This is a genomic window from Chitinimonas koreensis (assembly GCF_014353015.1).
GTDB lineage: Bacteria > Pseudomonadota > Gammaproteobacteria > Burkholderiales > Chitinimonadaceae > Chitinimonas > Chitinimonas koreensis.
This window is the reverse complement of sequence record NZ_CP060704.1, coordinates 4,612,321-4,633,477: the sequence shown is the minus strand read 5'-3', so window position 1 is coordinate 4,633,477 and position 21,157 is coordinate 4,612,321. Positions and strand designations below refer to the sequence as shown.

General features: G+C 67.2%; 15 protein-coding genes. 12 read left to right on the top strand and 3 right to left on the bottom strand.

The window, feature by feature from the left end; translation table 11 throughout:
• Window positions 1-106: 106 nt before the first annotated feature.
• The 4 genes from nadA (at window position 107) to H9L41_RS19505 (ending at window position 4,057) form a co-directional block, all read left to right on the top strand.
• A complete protein-coding gene (gene nadA, locus H9L41_RS19520) occupies window positions 107-1,057 on the top strand; it encodes a quinolinate synthase NadA (protein WP_034606098.1) in 951 nt (316 codons plus the stop codon).
• A 121-nt stretch (window positions 1,058-1,178) separates the two neighbouring features.
• Window positions 1,179-2,297: a bifunctional nicotinamide-nucleotide adenylyltransferase/Nudix hydroxylase gene (locus H9L41_RS19515; RefSeq protein ID WP_034606100.1), complete on the top strand. Its 1,119-nt coding sequence runs from the start codon at window positions 1,179-1,181 to the stop codon at window positions 2,295-2,297.
• Between the two features lie 567 nt (window positions 2,298-2,864).
• Window positions 2,865-3,536: an AraC family transcriptional regulator gene (locus tag H9L41_RS19510; protein WP_211236815.1), complete on the top strand. Its 672-nt coding sequence runs from the start codon at window positions 2,865-2,867 to the stop codon at window positions 3,534-3,536.
• A gap of 98 nt (window positions 3,537-3,634) precedes the next feature.
• Window positions 3,635-4,057 carry an Mpo1 family 2-hydroxy fatty acid dioxygenase gene (locus H9L41_RS19505; protein ID WP_028444998.1) on the top strand — a complete coding sequence of 141 codons (423 nt, stop codon included), beginning with the start codon at window positions 3,635-3,637 and terminating at the stop codon, window positions 4,055-4,057.
• Window positions 4,058-4,213: 156 nt separating this feature from the next.
• Here the strand turns inward: H9L41_RS19505 and H9L41_RS19500 are convergent, their stop codons facing one another.
• The 3 genes from H9L41_RS19500 to pepN all read right to left on the bottom strand — a co-directional run bounded on the left by H9L41_RS19500 (window position 4,214) and on the right by pepN (window position 10,034).
• Complete coding sequence (locus H9L41_RS19500; protein ID WP_028444999.1) at window positions 4,214-6,340, bottom strand: putative bifunctional diguanylate cyclase/phosphodiesterase; 2,127 nt, start codon at window positions 6,338-6,340, stop codon at window positions 4,214-4,216.
• A 188-nt stretch (window positions 6,341-6,528) separates the two neighbouring features.
• Window positions 6,529-6,963: a response regulator gene (locus H9L41_RS19495; protein ID WP_028445000.1), complete on the bottom strand. Its 435-nt coding sequence runs from the start codon at window positions 6,961-6,963 to the stop codon at window positions 6,529-6,531.
• A 410-nt stretch (window positions 6,964-7,373) separates the two neighbouring features.
• On the bottom strand, window positions 7,374-10,034 hold the full coding sequence (gene pepN, locus H9L41_RS19490; RefSeq protein WP_034606101.1) for an aminopeptidase N: 2,661 nt from the start codon (window positions 10,032-10,034) through the stop codon (window positions 7,374-7,376).
• Between the two features lie 343 nt (window positions 10,035-10,377).
• Here pepN and H9L41_RS19485 point away from each other — a divergent pair, with 343 nt between their 5' ends.
• From H9L41_RS19485 to H9L41_RS19450, 8 genes are all read left to right on the top strand, one after another.
• A complete protein-coding gene (locus H9L41_RS19485; RefSeq protein ID WP_028445002.1) occupies window positions 10,378-12,045 on the top strand; it encodes a nitrite/sulfite reductase in 1,668 nt (555 codons plus the stop codon).
• Window positions 12,046-12,284: 239 nt separating this feature from the next.
• A complete protein-coding gene (locus H9L41_RS19480; protein ID WP_051318749.1) occupies window positions 12,285-12,800 on the top strand; it encodes a DUF934 domain-containing protein in 516 nt (171 codons plus the stop codon).
• A gap of 2 nt (window positions 12,801-12,802) precedes the next feature.
• Complete coding sequence (cobA, locus tag H9L41_RS19475; protein WP_034606103.1) at window positions 12,803-13,546, top strand: uroporphyrinogen-III C-methyltransferase; 744 nt, start codon at window positions 12,803-12,805, stop codon at window positions 13,544-13,546.
• A 413-nt stretch (window positions 13,547-13,959) separates the two neighbouring features.
• Window positions 13,960-15,114, top strand: a complete 1,155-nt coding sequence (locus H9L41_RS19470; RefSeq protein WP_051318750.1) for a sensor histidine kinase — start codon at window positions 13,960-13,962, stop codon at window positions 15,112-15,114.
• A gap of 7 nt (window positions 15,115-15,121) precedes the next feature.
• Window positions 15,122-15,889 (top strand): LytR/AlgR family response regulator transcription factor, encoded by a 768-nt coding sequence (locus H9L41_RS19465; RefSeq protein ID WP_028445006.1) that lies wholly within the window; start codon window positions 15,122-15,124, stop codon window positions 15,887-15,889.
• Window positions 15,890-16,970: 1,081 nt separating this feature from the next.
• On the top strand, window positions 16,971-17,213 hold the full coding sequence (locus tag H9L41_RS19460; RefSeq protein WP_187523546.1) for a hypothetical protein: 243 nt from the start codon (window positions 16,971-16,973) through the stop codon (window positions 17,211-17,213).
• A 191-nt stretch (window positions 17,214-17,404) separates the two neighbouring features.
• Window positions 17,405-17,917 (top strand): nuclear transport factor 2 family protein, encoded by a 513-nt coding sequence (locus tag H9L41_RS19455; RefSeq protein WP_028445007.1) that lies wholly within the window; start codon window positions 17,405-17,407, stop codon window positions 17,915-17,917.
• A gap of 570 nt (window positions 17,918-18,487) precedes the next feature.
• Complete coding sequence (locus H9L41_RS19450) at window positions 18,488-20,935, top strand: phosphocholine-specific phospholipase C (RefSeq protein ID WP_265583850.1); 2,448 nt, start codon at window positions 18,488-18,490, stop codon at window positions 20,933-20,935.
• Window positions 20,936-21,157: the final 222 nt, after the last annotated feature.

The window sequence follows — 21,157 nt, the reverse complement described above, 5'->3', positions numbered from 1 at the left end:
TGCACGCAAAACGGCGGGGATTCCGCCGGCAGCCAGCAGGAAACGCCCGGGTGACCGGGCCCAGTCGGCCGCCGGAGAGGCGGCGCTCCACATGGAAGGAACTGCCATGTCCAAGCGTGTCGTCACGCTCGCGCACTATTACACCGCGCCCGAAATCCAGCAGATGGCCGACAAGGTCGGCGACTCCCTCGAACTCTCGTTGTTCGCCCGCGACGCCAATGCCGACGTGATCGTCTTCGCCGGCGTGCGCTTCATGGCCGAGACCGCCAAGATCCTCAACCCCGAGGCCGAGGTGATCCTGCCCGACGCCGGCTCCACCTGCTCGCTGGTCACCCAGACCGACGTCAAGCGGCTCAAGGCCTGGCGCGAGAAGCACGCCGACCACGTCCACGTCTCGTACATCAACAGCTCGGCCGAACACAAGGCCTTGAGCGACTGGATCGTGACCAGCCGCAACGTCGACGACATCATCGCCCACCTCTATGCCGAGGGGAAAAAGGTGATCTTCTCGCCCGACCGCAACATGGGCGCCTACCTGAACTACCAGTACGGCTACGACATGCCGCTGTGGAGCGCGGTGTGCGAGGTGCACGACAAGTTCAACGAGACCGCGCTGAACGAGGGCATGGCCGCGGTCGAGGGCGCCAAGTACCTGATCGCCCATCCGGAGAGCCCGCTGCCGGTGCTCAAGCGCGCCGACTACGTCGGCTCGACCAGCGGCATGCTGAACTGGGTGAAGCGCTTCGCGCGCGAACCCGACGCGACCATCTTCGTCGCCACCGAGGACGGCATCCTCTACAACATGGGCCTGGCCCGGCCCGACCTGAAGATCGTGCAGGCGCCGATCTACGCCGGTTGCCAGTGCAACCAGTGCCCCTACATGAAGATGAACAACGTCGAGCGCGTGCGCCGCGCCCAGGCCGGCGAGGGCACCCGCATCGACTACCTGACGGCCGGGCAGATGGACGCCGCGCGGCTGCCGATCGAACGCATGCTGGCCTTCAGCGAGGCGCAGATGAAGGCCGCGGCGGCGCCCAGGGTGGCGGTGCCGGCCTGACCGGCGAAATGTCACGAGGGCAGGCCATCCTGCCCTTTTTCATGGCCGGTGCCGCCCGGTGCCCTCGCTCCGGCCGCGGCCGGCACTCCGCCGCAGGTTCCAAATCCCGATTGCACAAGCCATGCGCGAATTCGACTACCTGATCTTCATCGGCCGCTTCCAGCCCTTCCACAACGGCCACCTGTGGACGCTGCAGCACGCGCTGCAACTGGCCGACAAGGTGATCGTGCTGTGCGGCTCGGCGCGCCAGGCGCGCAATCCGATGCACCCGTTCACCGTCGACGACCGCGAGCGGATGATCCGCATGTCGCTGGACGAGGCCGAGCAGTCGCGGGTGTTCGTGGTCGGCATCTCGGACCGCATGTACAACGACCAGCAGTGGCTGACCGAGGTGCAGCACCTGGTCGACCGCGTCATCGCGGTGGATACCTCCGACGTCGGCAGCCGCCAGGCGCAGTTCCGCATCGGCATCGTCGGGCCGCCGCGCGCGCGGCACGCCGACGCCGGCCCGGCCGCGGCCCAGTCGGCGCGCGGCATCCGCCGGGGCAATGCCGAATACCTCGAGCTGTTCCCGCAGTGGAGCCGGGTCGAGGCGCCCGAGCTGCCCGAGGTGCAGGCCTCGCGCATCCGCCATGCCTTCTTCGATCCCGAGCGCGGCGGCGACTGGCCGGCCTGCGCGGCGCTGTTGCCGGCGCGGGTGTTCGACTGGCTGCACGCCTTCCGCGGCGGCGAGACCTATCTGAAGCTGCAGGACGAATACCTGTTCGTGAAGCGCTACCGCCAGAGCTGGGCGGCGGCGCCCTACCCGCCGACCTTCGTCACCGTCGACGCGGTGGTGATCCACTCGGGCCACGTGCTGCTGGTGCGCCGCCGCTCTCAGCCGGGCAAGGGGCTGTGGGCGCTGCCGGGCGGCTTCGTCAACCCGGACGAGCGGATCAAGGACGCGGTGATCCGCGAACTGAAGGAAGAGGCCCGGCTCAAGGTGCCGGCGCCGGTGCTGGCCGGCTCGGTCCGTTCCAGCCGGGTGTTCGACCACCCGCAGCGCTCGCTGCGCGGCCGCACCATCACCCACGCTTTCCTGATCGAACTGGCGCCGACCAGCGAGGGCCTGCCCAAGGTCCGCGGCGACGACGACGCCGACCGCGCCAAGTGGGTGCCGCTGTTCGAGTTCAACCGGATGGAAGAGCAGCTGTTCGAGGACCATTTCTACATCGTCAACTGGTTCCTCGGCCAGGTCTGAGCGTCGCGCTGCTTTGCTCGGGCGGTTGCGGTGCCCGATGCGCAGCGCGGGCGCCCGGCGGAGCCGTGCGCTGACCATTCGTGTTGGTTGAACCGTTGGCGCTCCCCTGATTCATCCCGACTCCCCCCGCCCTCGCCGCCGCGAGGGAGCCTCGCTGGCGCTCGTCAGCGACAATTTCGACCATTCGCGCACATCGACCCGATTTCGCCGCGTTGTAGGAGCGGCTTTAGCCGCGAATCGCCGGATAGGCTCGACCATTCGCGGCTAAAGCCGCTCCTACAAAACCTGCCGACAGTGCCGGCAACCGGCATGAGCGCAGCGACATGCCTAACCGCAGGTGCAACGGAGAGCGAACGAGCGCCAGCGAGGCTCCCTCGCGGCGGCGAGGGCGGGGGAGTCGGGGTGAATCAGGGATCGTCCCATGGTTCAGCGTTCACCAAGGACAAGCGCCCGGCTTTGCCGGGTGCCTGAGCGGCAGGTCGACGCGGATCGAACCGCCCCACCTATACTGGGACGATGAAACAGGGGCGCATGTATCTGTGGCGGGGGAGGGCGCTGGTGCTGGGCGTGGAATCCGATTCCACGCCGCACAGCCATTACGCGCTGCAGCTGAGCCTGGCGCTCGAGGGCGAGTTCCGCCTCGATCTCGGCCAGGGGCCGCAGCGCAGCCGGGCCGCGGTGCTGCTGCCGGGCCAGCAGCACCGCATCGCCGCCAACGGCGCCCTGATCGCCCACCTGTTCATCGATCCCGGCCAGCGCTCGCTGCGCGCCTGGCAGGCCGCCGCGCCGACGGCCGAATCGGCGCCGTGCCAGGGCCTGCTCGAACTGTGGCGCATGCCGCGGCCGCTGGCCGCCTGCGAGGAGCTGGTCACCGCCTGGCAGGCGGCCTGGCTGCCCGGCTACGAGCGCGCGCCGGTGCCCGATCCACGCGTCGCCCAGGCATTGGCCGAGCTGGCGCGCGATCCGGAACGCGACGCCGCCGCGCTGGCGGCCGCGGCCGGACTGTCGCTGAGCCGCTTCAGCCACCTGTTCAGCCAGCACACCGGGCTGCCGTTCCGCCGCTATCAGCTGTGGATGCGCCAGCTGGCGGCGGTCGACCAGCTGGCGGCCGGCGCCAACCTGACCACCGCCGCCCACGCCGCCGGTTTCGCCGACCTGGCCCATATGAGCCGGGTGTTCCATGCGACCTTCGGCGTGGTGCCGTCGACGCTGAGCCGCATCGTCATCACCACCCGCTGACGCGGCGGCCAAGGGCCGCGCGATAGCGGAAACGTTCAAGCGCGGCGGCGCGGCGGCGGCTTAGCATCCGGTGTTCCAACGACAACGAGGAGACGGCCATGCGCCCCATCGACGACCTGTTCGAGCGCTACGGCGAAAGCCATCGCAATCCCTTCAACAAGCGCGTGCACTGGATCTGCGTACCGCTGATCACCTTCAGCCTGCTCGGCCTCTTGTGGGCCGCCTCGCCGTGGCTGGCGCTCGGCTTCGCGCTGTTCGCGCTGGCCTACTACATCAAGCTGTCGCTGCCGATCGCGCTCGGCATGCTGCTGGTGGCCGGCACGATGCTGGCGATCCTGAGCCAGATGCCCGCGGTGCTGGCGGTCTCGCTGACCATCTTCGTGCTGGCCTGGATCGGCCAGTTCATCGGCCACAAGGTCGAGGGCAAGAAGCCGTCTTTCTTCGACGACATCAAGTTCCTGCTGGTCGGGCCGGCCTGGCTGCTGGGCTTCATCTACCGGCGCTACCGGATCGCCTATTGAGCCTGCCCCGGTTCGGCCATGAAAAAGCCCCGCCTGCATGGCGGGGCTTTTCGTAGGTCGGGATTTATTCCCGACAGCGCTGCTTCCGTCGGCGTTGTCGGGGATAAATCCCGACCTACGGATGGCCGTAGTGTCGGCCCTCCGGCCCTCCGGCGCTCACCAGCTGCGCCGCTCCTCGATCAGCGCCGTGGCCGCCTCGGCCGGCAGCGGCTTGGCGAAGTGGTAGCCCTGGGCGAAATCGCAGGCCATGTGGCGCAGCGCGGCGAGCTGGTCGGCGGTCTCGACGCCCTCGGCGATCACGGCCATGCCGAGGTTGCTGGCTAAGAGCACGATCGCGCGCACGATCTCGCGGCTGAACAGGTCGTCGGTGATGCGGCGGACGAAGGAGCCGTCGATCTTCAGCACGTTGGACGGGAAGCGGTGCAGGTAGGACAGCGAGGAGTAGCCGGTGCCGAAATCGTCCATCAGGATCTGGATGCCGCGCGCGCGGATCGCCTGCAGCATGCCGATGATGGCGTCGGTGTTGTCCATCAGGATGCTCTCGGTGATCTCGAGCTCCAGCAGGCCCGGCGCGATGCCGGCCTGCTCGATGGCGCGGTCGATCTGCTCGACCAGGTCGGGCTGGTTGAACTGCTTGCCCGACAGGTTGACGCTGACGCGCAGCGTCAGGTCGGGGAAGCGGCGCTGCCAGGCGGCGATCTGGGCCGCGCTCTTCTCCAGCATCTGGTAGCCGATCGCGTTGATCAGCCCGATCTCCTCGGCCAGCGGGATGAACTCGGCCGGGCTGACCAGCACCCCGTCGGGCCGCTTCCAGCGCACCAGCGCCTCGAAGGCGGCGATGCGGCCGCTGGTGAGGTCGACGATCGGCTGGTAGTAGGGCAGAAATTCGCCGGCGGCCAGCGCGCGGCGCATCTCCTGCTCCATCTTGAGCGCGCGCAGCATGGTGCCCTGCATGGCGCGGTCGAAGATCTCGTACTTGCCCTTGCCGTACTGCTTGGCGCGGTGCATCGCGGTATCGGCGTCGCGGATCATCTCCTCGGGGTGGGCATAGCCGCCCGACGACAGCGCGATGCCGACGCGCGCGCCGGGGTAGATCTCGTGGCCCTCGATGTCGATCGGCTTGGCCAGCTCGACCAGCATCTGCTCGGTGTAGCGGATCGCGTCGGCCGGCTCGTCGATCGCGTCGAGCAGGATGGCGAATTCGTCGCCGCCGAAGCGCGCCACCACGTCGCCGGGCCGCTGCACCTGCTGCAGCCGCTCGGCGGTGACGCGCAGGATGCGGTCGCCGGTGGCATGGCCGAAGCTGTCGTTGATGTAGCGGAAGCGCTCGAGGTTGAGGCACAGCACCGCGCACAGGTAGCCCGAATCGCGGGTGGCGTGGCCGAGCGCGAAACCGAGGAAGTCGGTGAACATCGCCCGGTTGGCGAGGCCGGTCAGGCTGTCGTGCAGCGCGTCGTACAGCATCTGCTCTTCGGCGCGCTTGCGTTCGGTGATGTCGGTCAGCGAGCCGGCCATGCGGTAGGCCAGCCGGCTGGCCGGGTCGATCATCGCCATGCCGCGCGTCAGCATCCAGCGCCAGCTGCCGTCCTTGTGGCGCATGCGGTGCTCGGCCTCGAAGTGCGGCGTATCGCCCTTGAGGTGGCGGATCAGCTGCATGCGCAGCCCCTCGCCCTCGTCCGGGTGCACCAGCGCCAGCCAGGTCTCGGGCAGCGGGTCGATCAGCTCGTCCTCGCGGTAGCCGAGCATCGCCTTCCAGCGCGGCGAGAAATAGATGGTGTCGTCGCGGATGTTCCAGTCCCACAGCCCGTCGTTGGCGCCGCGGATGGCCAGCTCGTAGCGTTCCTGGCTTTCGCGCAGCGCCGACTCGGCTTCGCGCTTGGCGACCCGGTTGCCGGTCTCGCGCAGCTCGCGCTCGACCACGCTGGCCAGCCGCTTGAGGTGGGTCTTGAGCACGAAGTCGTTGACGCCGGCTTTCATCATGGCGACCGCCGACTCTTCGCCGATGGTGCCGGTGACCACGATGAAGGGCACCACCAGGCCGTGCTGGCGGAACACCTGCAGCGCTTCCTGGGCCGAGAACTGCGGCATCGAATAGTCCGACAGCACCAGGTCCCACGGCCGCTCGCGCAGCGCGGCCGCCATGGTCTCGGCGGTGTCGACCAGGCTGTAGTCGACCTCGAAGCCCTGGCGGCGCAGCGCCAGCACGTTGAGCAGCGCGTCGTCCTCCGAGTCGTCGACGACCAGCACGCGCAGCTGCTTGCTGTTTTCCGGCTGCTCGACCATCAGTGCGCGCCCTGTCCGCGATCCGCCATGCTTCGGCGGCGCTGCTCACCGGTCCTGCTCATCATCATGTCGCTCACTGCCTTCCTCTTCGCCGCGCGGCCACCGGCTGCGGCGTACTGCGGCGGATGCCCGGCACCGGCAGGTCGGCATCCTGTTGGAATCGGTTTCCGCAACGGGTCCGCACCGGCTCAGTTCTGTACCGGCTCGTTCAGCATCAGCCAGTAGATGCCGACCTGCTTGACCACTTCCATGAACTGCATGAAGTCGACCGGCTTGCGGATATAACTGTTGGCGCCGAGGCTGTAGCTCTTCACCAGGTCGTCCTCTTCCTTCGAGGTCGTCAGCATCACCACCGGGATCAGCCGCGTCGCCTCGTTGGCGCGGATCTGGCGCAGCACTTCGATGCCATTGAGCTTGGGCAGCTTGATGTCGAGCAGGATCAGCACCGGCCGGTCGCGGTTCTCGTTGCCGGCATGGGCGCCGAGGCCGAACAGCCAGTCGATCGCCTCCTGGCCGTCGCGCGCGACGGTGATCGGGTTCTGGATGGAATTCTTGTTGAAGGCGCGGATGGTCAGCGCCTCGTCGTCCGGATTGTCCTCAACCAGCAGTATCGGCGCGTGCATGGCGCTGTCCTTGTCCGGGGCGGCTGCCCCGCGTGTCGCGAGATCGGGCGGAGATAGGGTGTTGCGGCGGCGGCTTGCGCCGGGCGTCACGGATACCGCACGACGGGCGTGCGTGATCGAACGCGGACGCGAAACGTCCCAACATTAGACCACGCCCCGCCCCGCGGGCAAGAGAGCCGGCGGTTCGATCGCCATCCGCGGTGGATCTGGCGGAAGCGCAGCGCCCGGCATGGCCGGGCGTTCGCGATCGATGCGCGGTCGATCGTCGGCTCTCCCCCGGTCCATTCCTGCTCCCCGCCCGCGCCGCCAGCGGGGCCCCGCGCAGTCGGAGACTTCGCGGGGCGGTCCAGGGGAAACCTCGCTTCGCCCGAGGGCTTCGCAGGCCGATCGGATCGGCCGGCGATCGGCGCTTACTGCAGGTTTTTCGACACGATCTCGTACACGTCGCGCGACAGGCCGGCGTGGCCGGCGACGCGTTCGATCGCGGCATGCATCAGGCCGCGGCGGCCCGGTTCGAGCTTCTTCCAGCGGTTGAAGCAGCCGGCCAGGCGGGCCGCCATCTGAGGGTTCAGCTTGTCGACCGCCAGGATGGTGTCGGCGGCGAAGTCGTAGCCCGAGCCGTCGGCGGCGTGGAAGCCGGCCAGGTTGTTGTGGACGAAGGCGCCGACCAGCGAGCGCACCTTGTTCGGGTTGGCCAGCGAGAAGGCCGGGTGCTGCATCAGCCGCTGCACCTGCGCCACAGTGCCGAGCCGGCGGCTGCCGGCCTGCAGCGTGAACCACTTGTCCATCACCAGCGCATCGTGGGCCCACTTGGCGGCGAAGGCGGCCAGCGCGGCGTCGCCCTCGGCCCAGTTGACCAGCACCGCCAGCGCGGCCTGGGCGTCGGTCATGTTGTTGGCGGCGGCGTACTGCTTGCCGGCCAGCTCGATCAGCACCGGCTCGTCGAGCTCGCCGAGGTAGGACAGCGCCACGTTGCGCAGCGAGCGGCGCGCCACCGCGGCGGCCTCGAAGCGGTAGGGACCGTCGTCCTGCAGCCGGACGTAGGCCTGCTTGAATTCGCCGCGCAGCGCCTGGGCCAGGCCGAGCTTCATCGCCTCGCGGCCGGCGCGGATCGCGTCCGGGTCGATGTCCAGGCCGTGGCCGGCCTGGCCGTCGGCCAGGTAGGTCTCGGCCGGCAGCGTCAGCATCAGCGCCACCAGCGCCGGGTCGAGCGCCTCGTCGGCCAGCACCTGGCGCATGGCGGCGACGAAATCGTCGGCCAGCGCCAGCGGCTTGCCGGCGCGGGCCGCTTCGATCAGGCCCTGCAGATCCTGCAGCATCAGCGTCTGGCCGGCTTCCCAGCGGCAGAAGGCGTCGCCGTCGTGGGCCAGCAGGTGGATCAGCTGGGCGCGGGTATAGGGGAAGTCGAGCTGCACCGGCGCCGAGAAATTGCGCAGCAGCGAAGGCACCGGCTCGACCGCCAGGTCCTCGAACACGAAGGTTTCGCGCGCGCCCTTGACCGACAGCACGCGGGTGCCGGCCGTGGCTTCGGTTTCGCCGGCCAGCCGCAGCGGCAGGTCGGCGCCGTCCGGGCCGACCAGGCCCAGCGCCAGCGGGATGTGGAAGGGCAGCTTTTCGGCCTGGCCCGGCGTGGCCGGGCAGCTCTGGGCGACTTCGAGCGTATAGCTGCGCGCGGCGGCGTCGTACCGGCCGCGCACCGTCAGCCGCGGCGTGCCGGCCTGCGAATACCAGCGCGCGAACTGGTCGAGGTCGTAGCCGTTGGCATCGGCCATGGCGGCGCGGAAGTCGTCGCAGGTGACGGCCTGGCCGTCGTGGCGCTTGAAGTAGAGATCCATGCCGCGGCGGAAGCCGTCGCGGCCCAGCAGGGTCTGGTACATGCGGACGACTTCGGCGCCCTTCTCGTACACCGTCACGGTGTAGAAGTTGTTGATCTCGATATAGCTCTCGGGCCGCACCGGGTGGGCCATCGGGCCGGCGTCCTCGGCGAACTGGTGGGTGCGCAGCGCGCGCACCGCCTCGATGCGCTGCACCGGCGCGCTGCCCATGTCGGCCGAGAATTCCTGGTCGCGGAACACGGTCAGGCCTTCCTTGAGCGAGAGCTGGAACCAGTCGCGGCAGGTGACGCGGTTGCCGGTCCAGTTGTGGAAGTACTCGTGCGCGATCACCGATTCGATGCCGTCGAAATCGATGTCGGTGGCGGTGTCGGGCCGTGCCAGCACGTACTTGGTGTTGAAGATGTTGAGGCCCTTGTTTTCCATGGCGCCCATGTTGAAGTCGCCGACGGCCACGATCATGTAGGTGTCGAGGTCGTATTCGAGGCCGTAGCGCTGCTCGTCCCAGGCCATCGATTTCTTGACCGAGGCCATGGCGTGGTCGCACTTGTCGAGGTCGGCCGGCTCGACCCAGATCTCCAGCGCCACTTCGCGGCCGCTGGCGGTGGTGAACTTGTCGGCCAGCTTCGACAGCTTGCCGGCCACCAGCGCGAACAGGTAGGCCGGCTTCTTGAACGGATCGACCCACTTGACCCAGTGGCGGTTGCGGTCGAGCGCGCCCTCGCCGACCTTGTTGCCGTTGGACAGCAGCACCGGCCACTTGGCCTTGTCGGCCACGATGGTGGTGGTGAAGCGCGCCATCACGTCGGGGCGGTCGAGGTAGTAGGTGATCTTGCGGAAGCCCTCGGCCTCGCACTGGCTGTAGAAGTTGGCGCCCGAGCGGTACAGGCCGTTGAGGCTGGTGTTGGTCTCGGGGTGGATGACGGTGACGATCTCGAGAATGGCGTTGTCGGGCATCGACGCGATGGTCAGCGACTCGGCGTCGAGCTCGTAGCGGCTGCCGTCGAGCGGCTCGCCGTCGAGCCGCAGCGCTTCGAGCTCGAGCTCGCGGCCGTCGAGCCGCAGCGGCGCGCGCGTATCCGGGTGGGCCGGATTGCGGTGCAGGACCAGGCGCGAGGTGACGCGGCTGTGGTCCTCGTCCAGGTCGAAGGTCAGGTCGACCTTGTCGATCAGGAAGGCGGGCGGCAGGTAGTCCTTGAGCTGGATCGGCTGCGGGGCGGTGGCGTCGAGTTTGGCCATGGGTGTCGGTTTCTCTGGCTGCGGCGGGTGCGGGATCGCCGCAGCCCGGGGGAGGGAATTCGGAAAGCGCGGATTATAGACCTGCGCGCCTCGCAGGGCTCGTGGCGGCGCAGCATGGAAATGCCCGCTGCGGCCTGGTCCGCCAGTCGCAGGCGTTCGGTCTACGGGTCGGATGGCCGACGCCGTCGCATGGGTACGGAAAGGCAAGCGCGTCGCATGTCTGCCGCGGCACGGGGTTTAGAGTGGCTGCGACGATATGGATAGACGCAAAGATTCGTTTTTTGCATATGGGGCCGCTGCTATCCTGCAACGCTCCCGCCAGCTTCCCGATTCGGCTGACCCCATGTATGTCTATGACGATTACGACCAGAAGATAGTCGACCAGCGCGTCGCCCAGTTCCGCGACCAGACGCGGCGTTTCCTCGCCGGCGAGCTCGGCGCCGAGGAATTCCGCCCGCTGCGGCTGCAGAACGGCCTCTACATCCAGCGCCATGCGCCGATGCTGCGCGTCGCGATTCCCTACGGCCACCTGCGCAGCGACCAGCTGCGCATGCTGGCCCACATCGCGCGCAAGTACGACCGCGGCTACGGCCATTTCACCACCCGGCAGAACATCCAGTACAACTGGCCCAGGCTGGAGGACGTGCCCGACATCCTGGCCGACCTCGCCACCGTGCAGATGCACGCGGTGCAGACCAGCGGCAACTGCGTGCGCAATACCACCACCGACCAGTTCGCCGGCGTCGCCTACGACGAGCTGATCGATCCGCGGCCGTGGTGCGAGCTGATCCGCCAGTGGTCGACCTTCCACCCCGAATTCGCCCACCTGCCGCGCAAGTTCAAGATCGCCGTCTCCGGCTCGGTCGAGGACCGCGCCGCCACCTGGGTGCACGACATCGGCGTGCACGTGGTGCGCGACGAGGCCGGCGAGGTCGGCTTCAAGATCATCGTCGGCGGCGGCCTCGGCCGCACGCCGATCGTCGGCGCGGTGATCCGCGAATTCCTGCCGCGCCAGCACCTGTTGAGCTACCTCGACGCCGTGCTGCGCGTCTACAACCGCTACGGCCGGCGCGACAACAAGTACAAGGCGCGCATCAAGATCCTGGTCAAGGCGATGACGCCCGAGGCCTTCGCCGCCAAGGTCGAGGCCGAGTGGGTGCACCTGAAGGACGGCCCGATGACGCTGACCCAGGCCGAGATCGACCGGGTCGCGGCCTTCTTCACCGCGCCGGCCTACGAGGCGCTGGCCGGCGACGACGCCGTTTTCCTGGCGCTGCAGGCCAGCGACAAGGCCTTCGCGCGCTGGGTGCAGCGCAACGTGTTCCGCCACAAGCAGCCCGGCTATGCCGCCGTCACGCTGTCGCTCAAGGCTACCGGCATCGCGCCGGGCGACGCCACCGACGCCCAGCTCGACGCCGTGGCCGACCTGGCCGACCGCTATGCCTACGGCGAGCTGCGCGTCAGCCACGAGCAGAACCTGATCCTGGCCGACGTCAAGCAGTCCGACCTGCCGGCGGTGTGGCAAGCGGCCAAGGCGCTCGGCTTCGCCACGCCCAACGTCGGCCTGATCACCGACATCGTCTGCTGCCCCGGCGGCGACTTCTGCGACCTGGCCAACGCCAAGTCGATCCCGATCGCCGAAGGCATCCAGCGCGTGTTCGACGACCAGGACTACCTGTTCGACCTCGGCGAGATCGACCTCAACATCTCCGGCTGCATGAATTCCTGCGGCCACCACCATGTCGGCCACATCGGCATCCTCGGCGTCGACAAGAGCGGTTCCGAGTGGTACCAGGTCTCGCTCGGCGGCCGCCAGGGCCACGGCGCCACGCTGGGCAAGGTGATCGGCCCGAGCTTCGCCCAGGACGACGTGCCGGCGGTGGTCAAGCAGATCATCGACGTCTACGTCGAGAACCGGCAGGGCGACGAGCGCTTCCTCGACGTCTACGACCGCTTGGGAATCGACCCTTTCAAGGCGCGTATCTACCAAAAGGAGCGCGCCCATGGGTGAAGTCGCCCAGGCCGCAGTGTCGGCTCGATTCGCGGTGCAGCGCCCGGCGGAGCCGGGTGTTCAAGGGCAGCGGCGGTTCGGTGGACCTTCGCTGATCGATTCCAACTCCCCCGCCCTCGCCGCCCCTGGGGTCCCCGCAAAGTCGGAGACTTTGTGGGGTGGGCAAGAGGGAGCCTCGCCGACGCGCGTTCGCGGTTCCTGGAACCGGCGTGCGGCAGGTATCTGAATAGGCCAGTCCCATGGGTAAGCATCCCCACATCGTCAAGCTCGACCGCGCCACCGGCGCGCGCGAGATCGTCGCCAACCACTGGATCCGCGTGGCCGAGGGCTGCGACGACGCGGTGCCGGCGCACACGCTGCTGCCGCTCAAGGAATGGCTCGAGCGGCGCGACGAGCTGCTCGACCGCGCCGACGTCGGCGTCTGGTTCGCGCCCGACGACGAGCCCGAGGCGCTCGGCGCCGATGCGGCGCGCCTGGCGCTGATCGCGGTCGACTTCCCGGCCTTCACCGACGGCCGCGGCTTCAGCATCGGCCGGCTGCTGCGCGAGCGCTACGGTTTCGCCGGCGAATTGCGCGCGGTCGGCGACGTGTTCAAGGACACGCTGCTCTACCTGCGGCGTTGCGGTTTCGATGCCTTCGAGATCCGCGCCGACAAGGACGTCGAGGACGCCGCGCGCGGCCTCGACGACTTCAGCGAGTTCTACCAGAGCGGCGTCGACCAGCCCTTGCCGCTGTTCCGTCGGCGGAGCGCCTGAGCATGGCGGGCCGGGTCTACCTGATCGGCGCCGGCCCCGGTGCGGCCGACCTGATCACCGTGCGCGGCATGCGCCTGCTGCAGCAGGCCGACGCGGTGCTGTACGACGCGCTGGTGCAGCCCGAGATGCTCGAGTACTGTCCGCAGGCGGTATTGATCCCGGTCGGCAAGCGCTGCGCCAAGGCCTCCACCGCCCAGCGCTTCATCAACAAGATGCTGGTCGACGCGGCGCGCAAGTATGGCCGCGTGGTCCGGCTCAAGGGCGGCGACCCGATGCTGTTCGGCCGCGCCCAGGAAGAGCTGGCCGCGCTCGACGAGGCCGGCATCGGCTACGAGGTGGTGCCCGGCGTCACCGCCGCGCTGGCCGCCTCGGCCGGGACCGGCATCTCGCTGACCAGCCGCGGCCTGGCGCGCAACGTGCTGTTCGCCACCGCCCGGGTCGGCGAGGGCGAGTCCGGCAGCGACTGGGTGAAGCCGGTGCTGGCGGCCGATACCGCGGTGCTCTACATGGGCGTGAAGCAGGCCGCCGAGATCGCCGCGGCGCTGCTGGCCGGCGGCATGCGGCCCGATACGCCGCTCCTGGTGGTCGAGAACGCTTCGCTGCCCGGCGTGCGCGAATGGCCCCTGACGCTGGCCGAGCTGCCGCAGGCGGCCGGCTGGAACCTGGCCGGCCCGGCCATCCTGCTGCTGGGCGAGGTCTATCGCGCCCGGCTGGCGCTGGACGAGCGTATCCGGCAAACCGGCTGAGCCGTCTCTTCTTCTTCTTCTTGCCGCATGCTCGAACGCCCCGTCCCGGCGGAGCGTTTTCCCATTGCCAGCCCCGCTGTCGGCATGGCGGTTTCAATGCGCCGTTCGACAAGATTCCGGATCGACCGCGGCATCGCCTTCGAGAAGCATCTCCAGCATGGCCCGCTATCCCTGCTTGTCGATTCCACCGAACACTGAATCGGCAGTAGGGTCAGCGAAGCTGGCCTGGTCGGTGAGCATCGGCTCCGGGGCACCCCGGTCAGGTTCGCGATCGGCCTGAAAGCATCGTCGAGCAATCGGCGAGCTCGTTTTCTGCGGGCAATTTCAGGGCGCGATCGTGATGAAGTACCGTCTCGCCGGGACGAAATGGCTGGGCACCCTATTGGGTAAATGAGTAGCCTTGGAGAATGAACATGCGGCTCCAAACCCGGTACTTGCTGGCGCCCGCCCCGATACAGCCAGAGTCGCCAGCGTTGCCAACTTGGCAACGTGTTCTGCTGCTTAGTCTTCTGATCTGGTCCTTTGTCGCCCTGATGCAGACGGTGGCCGGCGTAGGCGACCAGCTTCGCGACGGCAAGGATCTGCGGCTAGGGTTCATCGCGGCCAAGATGTGCGTGTACAGCCTGCCCATGGCGGCGTATTGCGCCTGGCTGTATCTGCGGCTGATGCATTGCGGCGGCGTGTTGATTCGAGCGCGGGAACTGCTGCTTCCTTTGGCGTGGGGCTCTATTTGCTATTTTGTGCCGCACACGCTGCTGTCCAACGTCGTGATTGCTCACCTCATTGGCGACAGACCCTGGGGCGAGCTGGTACAAAGCCTGCGGCAGTTGCCGGTGCAATACGCCGTCTGGGACTATCTGCTCTTTCTGGGATTTAGCGGGGCGGTGTACGCACTGGCGCTGGTGGCTCGACAGCTGCAGATGGTGCAACGCCAACGGGTCATCGAGGCGGAAAATCTGGAATTGCACTTCGCCCTCGAGCAGCAGCGTATGGCGGCGCTGCGCGCGCAGCTTGAGCCGCATTTCATGTTCAATGCGCTCAATGCCATCAGCGCGCTGGTTCGCGCGGATGAAAAGAAGCTGGCAATTACAGCGCTCAGTCGGCTGAGCATGCTGTTGCGATACGCGCTGACCGCCAGCGACCAGGAGTGGGTGACCCTCGGCGACGAAATGCGCTTTATACGCGACTACCTCGAGTTGCAAGGCCTGCGCTTTGGCAAGCGGCTGCAGATTCGGGTGGAGAACGACGACGCCAGTCTAATGGACGTGGCGTTCCCGCCGCTATTGTTGCAGCCGCTGGTTGAGAATGCGCTCCGGCATGACCTGGAAAGGCATGAGCAACCGAGTGAAATCGTTTTGACGCTGACATCACGTGGCGAGGTACTGCAGCTAAGTCTGTCGAACCCCTTGCGCGAGATGGTGCCACCCAATCCCGGGACCGGTCTCGGTCTGCGCAACGCTCGAGAACGGCTTCGGCTGGCATTTGGTGATGCCGCCAGCCTGACCACGCAAGCCACGGATGGCCGGTTCGTCGTTACCCTGCAATTGCCCCTGCGCCGCCATGATTGAACGCCGCATGTCGATTCGCGCCATGGTGGTGGATGACGAGGAGCCTGGCCGACTCAATTTGCGCTATGCCCTCGCCGATTTTCCCGACTGGCAGTTGCTGGCGGAATGCAGCAGCACGGCGCAGGCGCGTGCTCAATGGGCTGAACTGCCTTGCGATGTCGTATTCCTTGATATCCAGATGCCCGGCGAGTCGGGCCTGGCCCTGGCCCGGGAACTGTCGACGCTGCCGTACCCACCGGTCATTGTTTTCGTAACGGCCTATGAGCGCTACGCAGTCGAAGCATTTGAGGCACACGCGCTCGACTACTTGCTCAAGCCCTTTGATGACGAGCGGCTGGCGCGGACGCTGGAACGATCCCGATCCATGCTGGCTTTGAGGCAGGGCAGCTACGGCGAGTTGCTCCGCTATTCGCTCGAGGCCATGGAGACTTTACCGCCCCGGCATTTGTCGCGGGTCACGGTACGCTCCGTCGGTGCCATCGAATCGATCGATGTTGACGATATTTACTATCTAAGCGCATCAGGTAATTACGTCTCCCTTCATCTTGAGCATCGTACGGTGCTGCACCGCGCCACCCTTTGCCACATGGCAACGCTGCTGGATCCGGAGACCTTCATTCGGGTCCATCGCAGTTTCTTGGTTCGGCGACAGCAGATGCAGCAGCTTCGCGTGACCGGCGACGGGACCTATGCGCTCACGCTCCGCAACGGCGACCGAGTCGCAGTTAGCGGTCGATATGTCCAGGCGGTGCGTTCGGCGCTAGCCACCATCTGACCCCCTGCACGGCAACCGCCCAGCAGACTCCCCCAGACGCACGTCGTGCCCGGCAAAACCGGCACTGCAGGCTGCTCCCGGCACGGTCTGTCGTGCCTGGCTTCCCCGCCTCTTCGCCATGTCTCCCCGCAACGCTCCCGGTCGGTCCCCGCGCTTGGGCCCGCCGACTACCGGCGTACCCGCTTGGTCGGTCTAGTTCGCGGCCAATGGCGTTGCCACGGACTGTCGCGGGTTGCGGTCACGTAACGCCTCGCCGGTATTTCGGCCCCTGCTGCGGGGAAACGGTCCCTCGGCGTCGCCGTTGCGGGTTTCGGTCCCAGCAGCGGCGCCACGCAGGGGCGGCCTGCTTAAAGTGGATCGTGCCGGCCGGTCTGTCGCCTCCGCAGCAGAGTGCGGATAGGCCATACGGGACATGCCCGTCCCGATCCCGGCTCGGGGGCCGGCTGCCCGCTCGGCGCCGGTTCGCCGATTGACCATGTGATGAGGGAGCAAGTCCGAGATGAATCTGAGCAAAATTGTCCGCGCAGCGGCGTGGATGGGGCATCGACCATTTGGCGCCGCCGACGGAACCCTTCTGGCGTCGTTGTGCGAGCTGGCCGTACCTATTATGTGCTGTCTGCGCTTGCACGCCTGGCCTGAGCAGCTTCGTCGGGTTTTGTTCGCGGCTCTTATGGGGCGGATGCAATTGCTCGCGTCGTCGACGTAATCCTGCGCGACAACTTTCGCGCGATCTCGGTCACCGCCTCGTCACTGCCGCGCCGATTCCGGTCCGCAGAACGCGGGTCGGAGCCATGTTCTCATACCCTGGCCTTTGCCAGCTCGCCGATCAGGAAGGACGCGCCTTGAGCCGACAAGCAATCTACCTTGCTCTGTGCTTCTCTTTAATTGCCCAGGCAGAAGTTGTCGTGCCTGAATTCACCGTGGATCGAATTCATCGTCTCGCAGAAGCCACGCCGGAACCTGCCGTATTGCTTGCTTGGAATGGCCGAGGAAAATTTGCCAGTGTTTTCGTGCGCCGAGGCAAGCACTGGTACGGAGGCGGTGGTTTCGTCGGGGCATTGCTGATTTTGTCGGGAGGGACATGGATGTTCACGGCGGTGCGGTGGTGTATGTTCATGACGGTGGCGATTCGGCAGGGGACGAAGATGCCGCTGACCGTTCGCCTTTCGGGTATCGCAAATACGTGCAGGCGATCAGTTTCCTGATCAGTACGACGGGCAACTACCGCTTCTATCACTGCTCGAAATGGGAATGTCCGCTGCCACGCGAATACCGTCTGCGCTTTGACGAGAAGGACAAACTGATCGAATACCCCGATTTCTGATCGGGCGCGATGAGCCGAAAAGGCCGATGTCAGGCGCGGAATCCTGTCCCCGGCCACCGGCTCGGCTGGCTGGAAGAGTCCCGAAGAACACGATTTCACGAGGCAACTGGTCATGCCGAGTTCCGGCACGGCAAATCTCCCCCGCTTCGCGACGTTGGCTCGGGCAGAGCGATCAAAAGAAGGCTCAAACTATGAACAAGCAATTCGCAGCGATCCTTGTTGCGCTTCTCGTTGCCGCGATACCTGCCACGGCGACCGCCGATGATCGCTTTGCCGCCGAAACGGCTGCCATGGCCCCCGTCGCCGACGCTTATTTCGAGGCCTACATCAGGCTCGACTGGGATCATCTCGAACCCCTGTTGGCGGACGACGCCAATTTTCGCGATCCCACGTCGGCACTCGTTTTCGGAGGCGTCGGTGCGGAGGGCAAGGCGGCGATGATGCGGAAATTCCGCACCGCCTACACATCGCTTCGCCAAATGGGTTTCACCAAGAAGCGGATCATCCATTCCGGCAATTTCGCGCTCTATGAAGGTGACCTCAGCTGGACCGTCGATATGGGCGACGGCCGCGACGTTTCGAGCGTCACGCCGATCGTCATCGTGCTCGAAGTCCGCGGCGGAAAGGTCGTGAGCCACCGCGACTATGTCGACTATGCCCCTTTCCTGGCGGCTGAGCGCGCGACCCGGCCCGCCAAGAAATGAGATGTTCCGCCCCGGCTCATGACCTGGACGAAACCTGTTGCGTAGCCGTTCTCTCCGATGACATGAAGATGAAAGAGCCGACAGGCGCCCTGATTTTCGGCAGCACCTCTGCGGAAAGATAAGCATCCGCATATCGTCGATACACCGCTGCCGATCGTCGAGAACGCTCCGCTACTCGGTGCGCAGGGCGGCCCTCGGCGCTGGCCGAGCTGCCGCAGGTGGCCGGCTGAACCGGCCGTCTGCTGCGCGACACCCGCGAACGCCTTGTCCCGACGGGGCGTTCCGTATTGCAATCCATGGTTTCGCGAATCGATTTGTAAAATGGCGATCTTATTTCGGCCGATTCCTACCTATTATTTCAATTCGTCGATTAGTCCGGATTGATCCCGATTGGTCGAAAGTGGATGCGTAATTGCTTTCGAAATATTGTCGTCATGATGATGCCCCGTAATCCGGTCTTTCCGCGCCCCGTACCCTATAAGGGACGATCGATCCCGTTTCATTGCCAATGGTTCGAGGCGTTTTTCCCCAAGCAAGGTATTGCAGACCGGTATTAAAAAGGATGAGACGATGATTTCGGAAAGCAGAAGGCGTTTCCTGCGCTACGGCGCGGCTTCGGCCGGCATGACGGTCGGCAGCACGATGTTCCCCGGCCTGATCCAGCAGGCGCTGGCGGCGCCGGCCTACAACGCCACCGGCACCCTGGCCGACGTCGGCCACGTGGTGATCTTCATGCAGGAGAACCGTGCCTTCGACCACTACTTCGGCTCGCTGGCCGGCGTGCGCGGCTTCGACGATCCGCGCGCGGTCACGCTGCCCAGCGGCCTGCCGGTGTGGTACCAGCCCGACGGCAAGGGTGGCTACGTGCTGCCTTTCCATTTCGACGCCAAGAACACCAGCGCGCTGCAGGTCGGCACCGACCATTCCTGGAAGGGCTCGCAGCAGGCCTGGCAGGGCTGGGACGCCTGGGTGCCGAAGAAGACGCCGCAGGCAATGGGCTACTTCACCCGCGCCGACCTGCCGTTCTACTACGCGCTGGCCGACGCCTTCACCATCTGCGACGCCTACCACAGCTCGGTGTTCGGCGCGACCGACCCCAACCGGCTGTATTCGCTGTCCGGCACCAACCGCGGCTGGTTCGGCGCCATGGGCAGCCTCTACAACATCGACTCGGCCGGCTACTACAACAACGATCCGAAGTACGACAACATCAGCGCCGCGGTGACCGCCGGCGCGCCGAACTGGCGCACCTACGCCGAGGTGCTGGAATCCAGCGGCGTGAGCTGGAAGGTCTACCAGGAGTGGGACAACTACGGCGACAACTACCTGGCCTATTTCAGGAACTTCCGCGTCAACGCCGACGGCAGCCGCCTGAGCACCAGCTCGCCGCTGTACCAGAAGGGCCGCGTGCTGGCGCCCGGCTCGACCGAGGCCAACGCGCGCGGCACGCGCGCCGACTGGCTGGTCGCCTCGTTCGCCGACGACGTGCGCAACCGCCGGCTGCCGCAGGTGTCGTGGATCTGCGCGCCCAACGACTACACCGAGCACCCGTCCAACTCGCCCAACGCCGGCGAGAACCTGAGCGCGCGCCTCTTGGCCGCGCTGGTGGCCGAGCCCGAGGTGTGGTCCAAGACCGTGTTCCTGATCATGTACGACGAGAACGACGGCTTCTTCGACCACGTGCCGCCGGCCATCCCGCCGCTCGACGCCAGCATGGGCCGCAGCACGCTGGCCGAGCTCGGCGCCTACGAGCAGTACGGCGGCGTGCCGGTCGGCCTCGGGCCGCGCGTGCCGATGCTGGTGGTGTCGCCGTGGAGCAAGGGCGGCCGGGTCTGCTCGCAGCTGTTCGACCACACCTCCAAGCTGCGCTTCCTCGAGGAATGGCTGGTGGCGCAGGGCAAGTCGCGCGCGGCGGTGCGCTGCGAACATATCTCGCCGTGGCGGCGCACGGTGTGCGGCGACCTGACCTCGGCCTTCGACTTCAAGACGCCGGACCAGGCCTGGCCGGCCAGCGTGCCCAAGACCACCACCTACCAGCTGGTCACCGGCAAGCCCTACCCGCAGCCGCCGGCGGTGCAGACCCTGCCGCGGCAGGAGCCCTACCCGGTCGGCCAGGGGCCGCGGCCGGCCTGCCGGCTGCCCTACCTGGTGCAGGTGCAGGCGCGCGTCAACGCCAGCCGCCAGCTCGAGGTCGGCTTCATCAACGGCGGCCAGGCCGGCGCGGCGTTCAGCGTCTACTCGCGGGTGCGCAGCGGCGGGCCGTGGTACTACGCGGTCGAGGCCGGCAAATCGATCGACAAGGAAGTGTGGAACTGGAGTGGCAACAGCTACCACCTGTGCGCCTACGGCCCCAACGGTTTCATGCGCGAGTGGCGCGGCAACCTGGCATCGGCCGCGCGGCCCGAGGTGCAGGCCAGCTACGATGCCGCCAATGGCCGGCTGGTGCTGACGCTGAGCAACGGCGGCAGCGCGACCTGCCGCTTCACCCTGGCCGATCAGGGCTACGCTGCGGCCGGCGGCAGCTTCGGCATGCCGGCCGGCGGCAGCTACAGCGTGGCGGCGGGCCAGAGCCTGCAGGTGAGCTGGTCGGTCGCCAACACCTACGGCTGGTACGACGTGGCGGTGAGCGTCGACGCCGACGCGGAATTCCTGCGCCGGCTGGCCGGTTTCATCGACCTCGGCGGCGTCTGCCGCACCGACCCGATGATCGGCACCAACCGCGGGCAGGTGGTGCAGCAGCCCTTGAAGGCCGGCCGCAGCTGCCTGGCGCGTGGCGAGGCGCTGGCCTTCACTTATGCGGCGCCGGCCGGCAAGAGCGACCCGCAGAACTGGATCGGCCTCTACCCGGCCGGGAGCACGCCGGCCAGCGGCAACGCCTCGCTGCAATGGCGCTATACCCGGGCGCCAGCGGCAGCGCGAGCTTCGACAGCGGCAAGCTGGCGGTCGGCGACTATGCCGCCTGGTATCTGTACCGCAACGGCTACGCGGTGCTCGGCGGGCCGCTGGCCTTCTCGGTGACCAGCCTGGTGCCGGCCGCGACCAGCATCGCGCGTGGCGGCAGCCTGGCGGTCGACTACGCGGTACCGCCGTCCAAGGCCAGCGCCACCAATTGGATCGGCATCTACCCGACCGGGGTGGTGCCGGGCAGCAGCGGCTCGCTGGTGTGGGCCTACGCCGGCAGCGCCAGCGGTCGCGTCACGCTGGCCACCGGCCAACTGGCGGCCGGCAGCTACGCGGTCT

Excerpts from the sequence above, each read along its gene's own strand:
- nadA (WP_034606098.1), top strand. The coding sequence starts at position 107 with ATGTCCAAGCGTGTCGTCACGCTCGCGCACTATTACACCGCGCCCGAA.
- H9L41_RS19515 (WP_034606100.1), top strand. The coding sequence starts at position 1,179 with ATGCGCGAATTCGACTACCTGATCTTCATCGGCCGCTTCCAGCCCTTC.
- H9L41_RS19505 (WP_028444998.1), top strand. The coding sequence starts at position 3,635 with ATGCGCCCCATCGACGACCTGTTCGAGCGCTACGGCGAAAGCCATCGC.
- H9L41_RS19500 (WP_028444999.1), bottom strand. The coding sequence starts at position 6,340 with ATGGTCGAGCAGCCGGAAAACAGCAAGCAGCTGCGCGTGCTGGTCGTC.
- H9L41_RS19495 (WP_028445000.1), bottom strand. The coding sequence starts at position 6,963 with ATGCACGCGCCGATACTGCTGGTTGAGGACAATCCGGACGACGAGGCG.
- pepN (WP_034606101.1), bottom strand. The coding sequence starts at position 10,034 with ATGGCCAAACTCGACGCCACCGCCCCGCAGCCGATCCAGCTCAAGGAC.
- H9L41_RS19485 (WP_028445002.1), top strand. The coding sequence starts at position 10,378 with ATGTATGTCTATGACGATTACGACCAGAAGATAGTCGACCAGCGCGTC.
- H9L41_RS19480 (WP_051318749.1), top strand. The coding sequence starts at position 12,285 with ATGGGTAAGCATCCCCACATCGTCAAGCTCGACCGCGCCACCGGCGCG.
- cobA (WP_034606103.1), top strand. The coding sequence starts at position 12,803 with ATGGCGGGCCGGGTCTACCTGATCGGCGCCGGCCCCGGTGCGGCCGAC.
- H9L41_RS19470 (WP_051318750.1), top strand. The coding sequence starts at position 13,960 with ATGCGGCTCCAAACCCGGTACTTGCTGGCGCCCGCCCCGATACAGCCA.
- H9L41_RS19465 (WP_028445006.1), top strand. The coding sequence starts at position 15,122 with ATGTCGATTCGCGCCATGGTGGTGGATGACGAGGAGCCTGGCCGACTC.
- H9L41_RS19460 (WP_187523546.1), top strand. The coding sequence starts at position 16,971 with ATGGATGTTCACGGCGGTGCGGTGGTGTATGTTCATGACGGTGGCGAT.
- H9L41_RS19455 (WP_028445007.1), top strand. The coding sequence starts at position 17,405 with ATGAACAAGCAATTCGCAGCGATCCTTGTTGCGCTTCTCGTTGCCGCG.
- H9L41_RS19450 (WP_265583850.1), top strand. The coding sequence starts at position 18,488 with ATGATTTCGGAAAGCAGAAGGCGTTTCCTGCGCTACGGCGCGGCTTCG.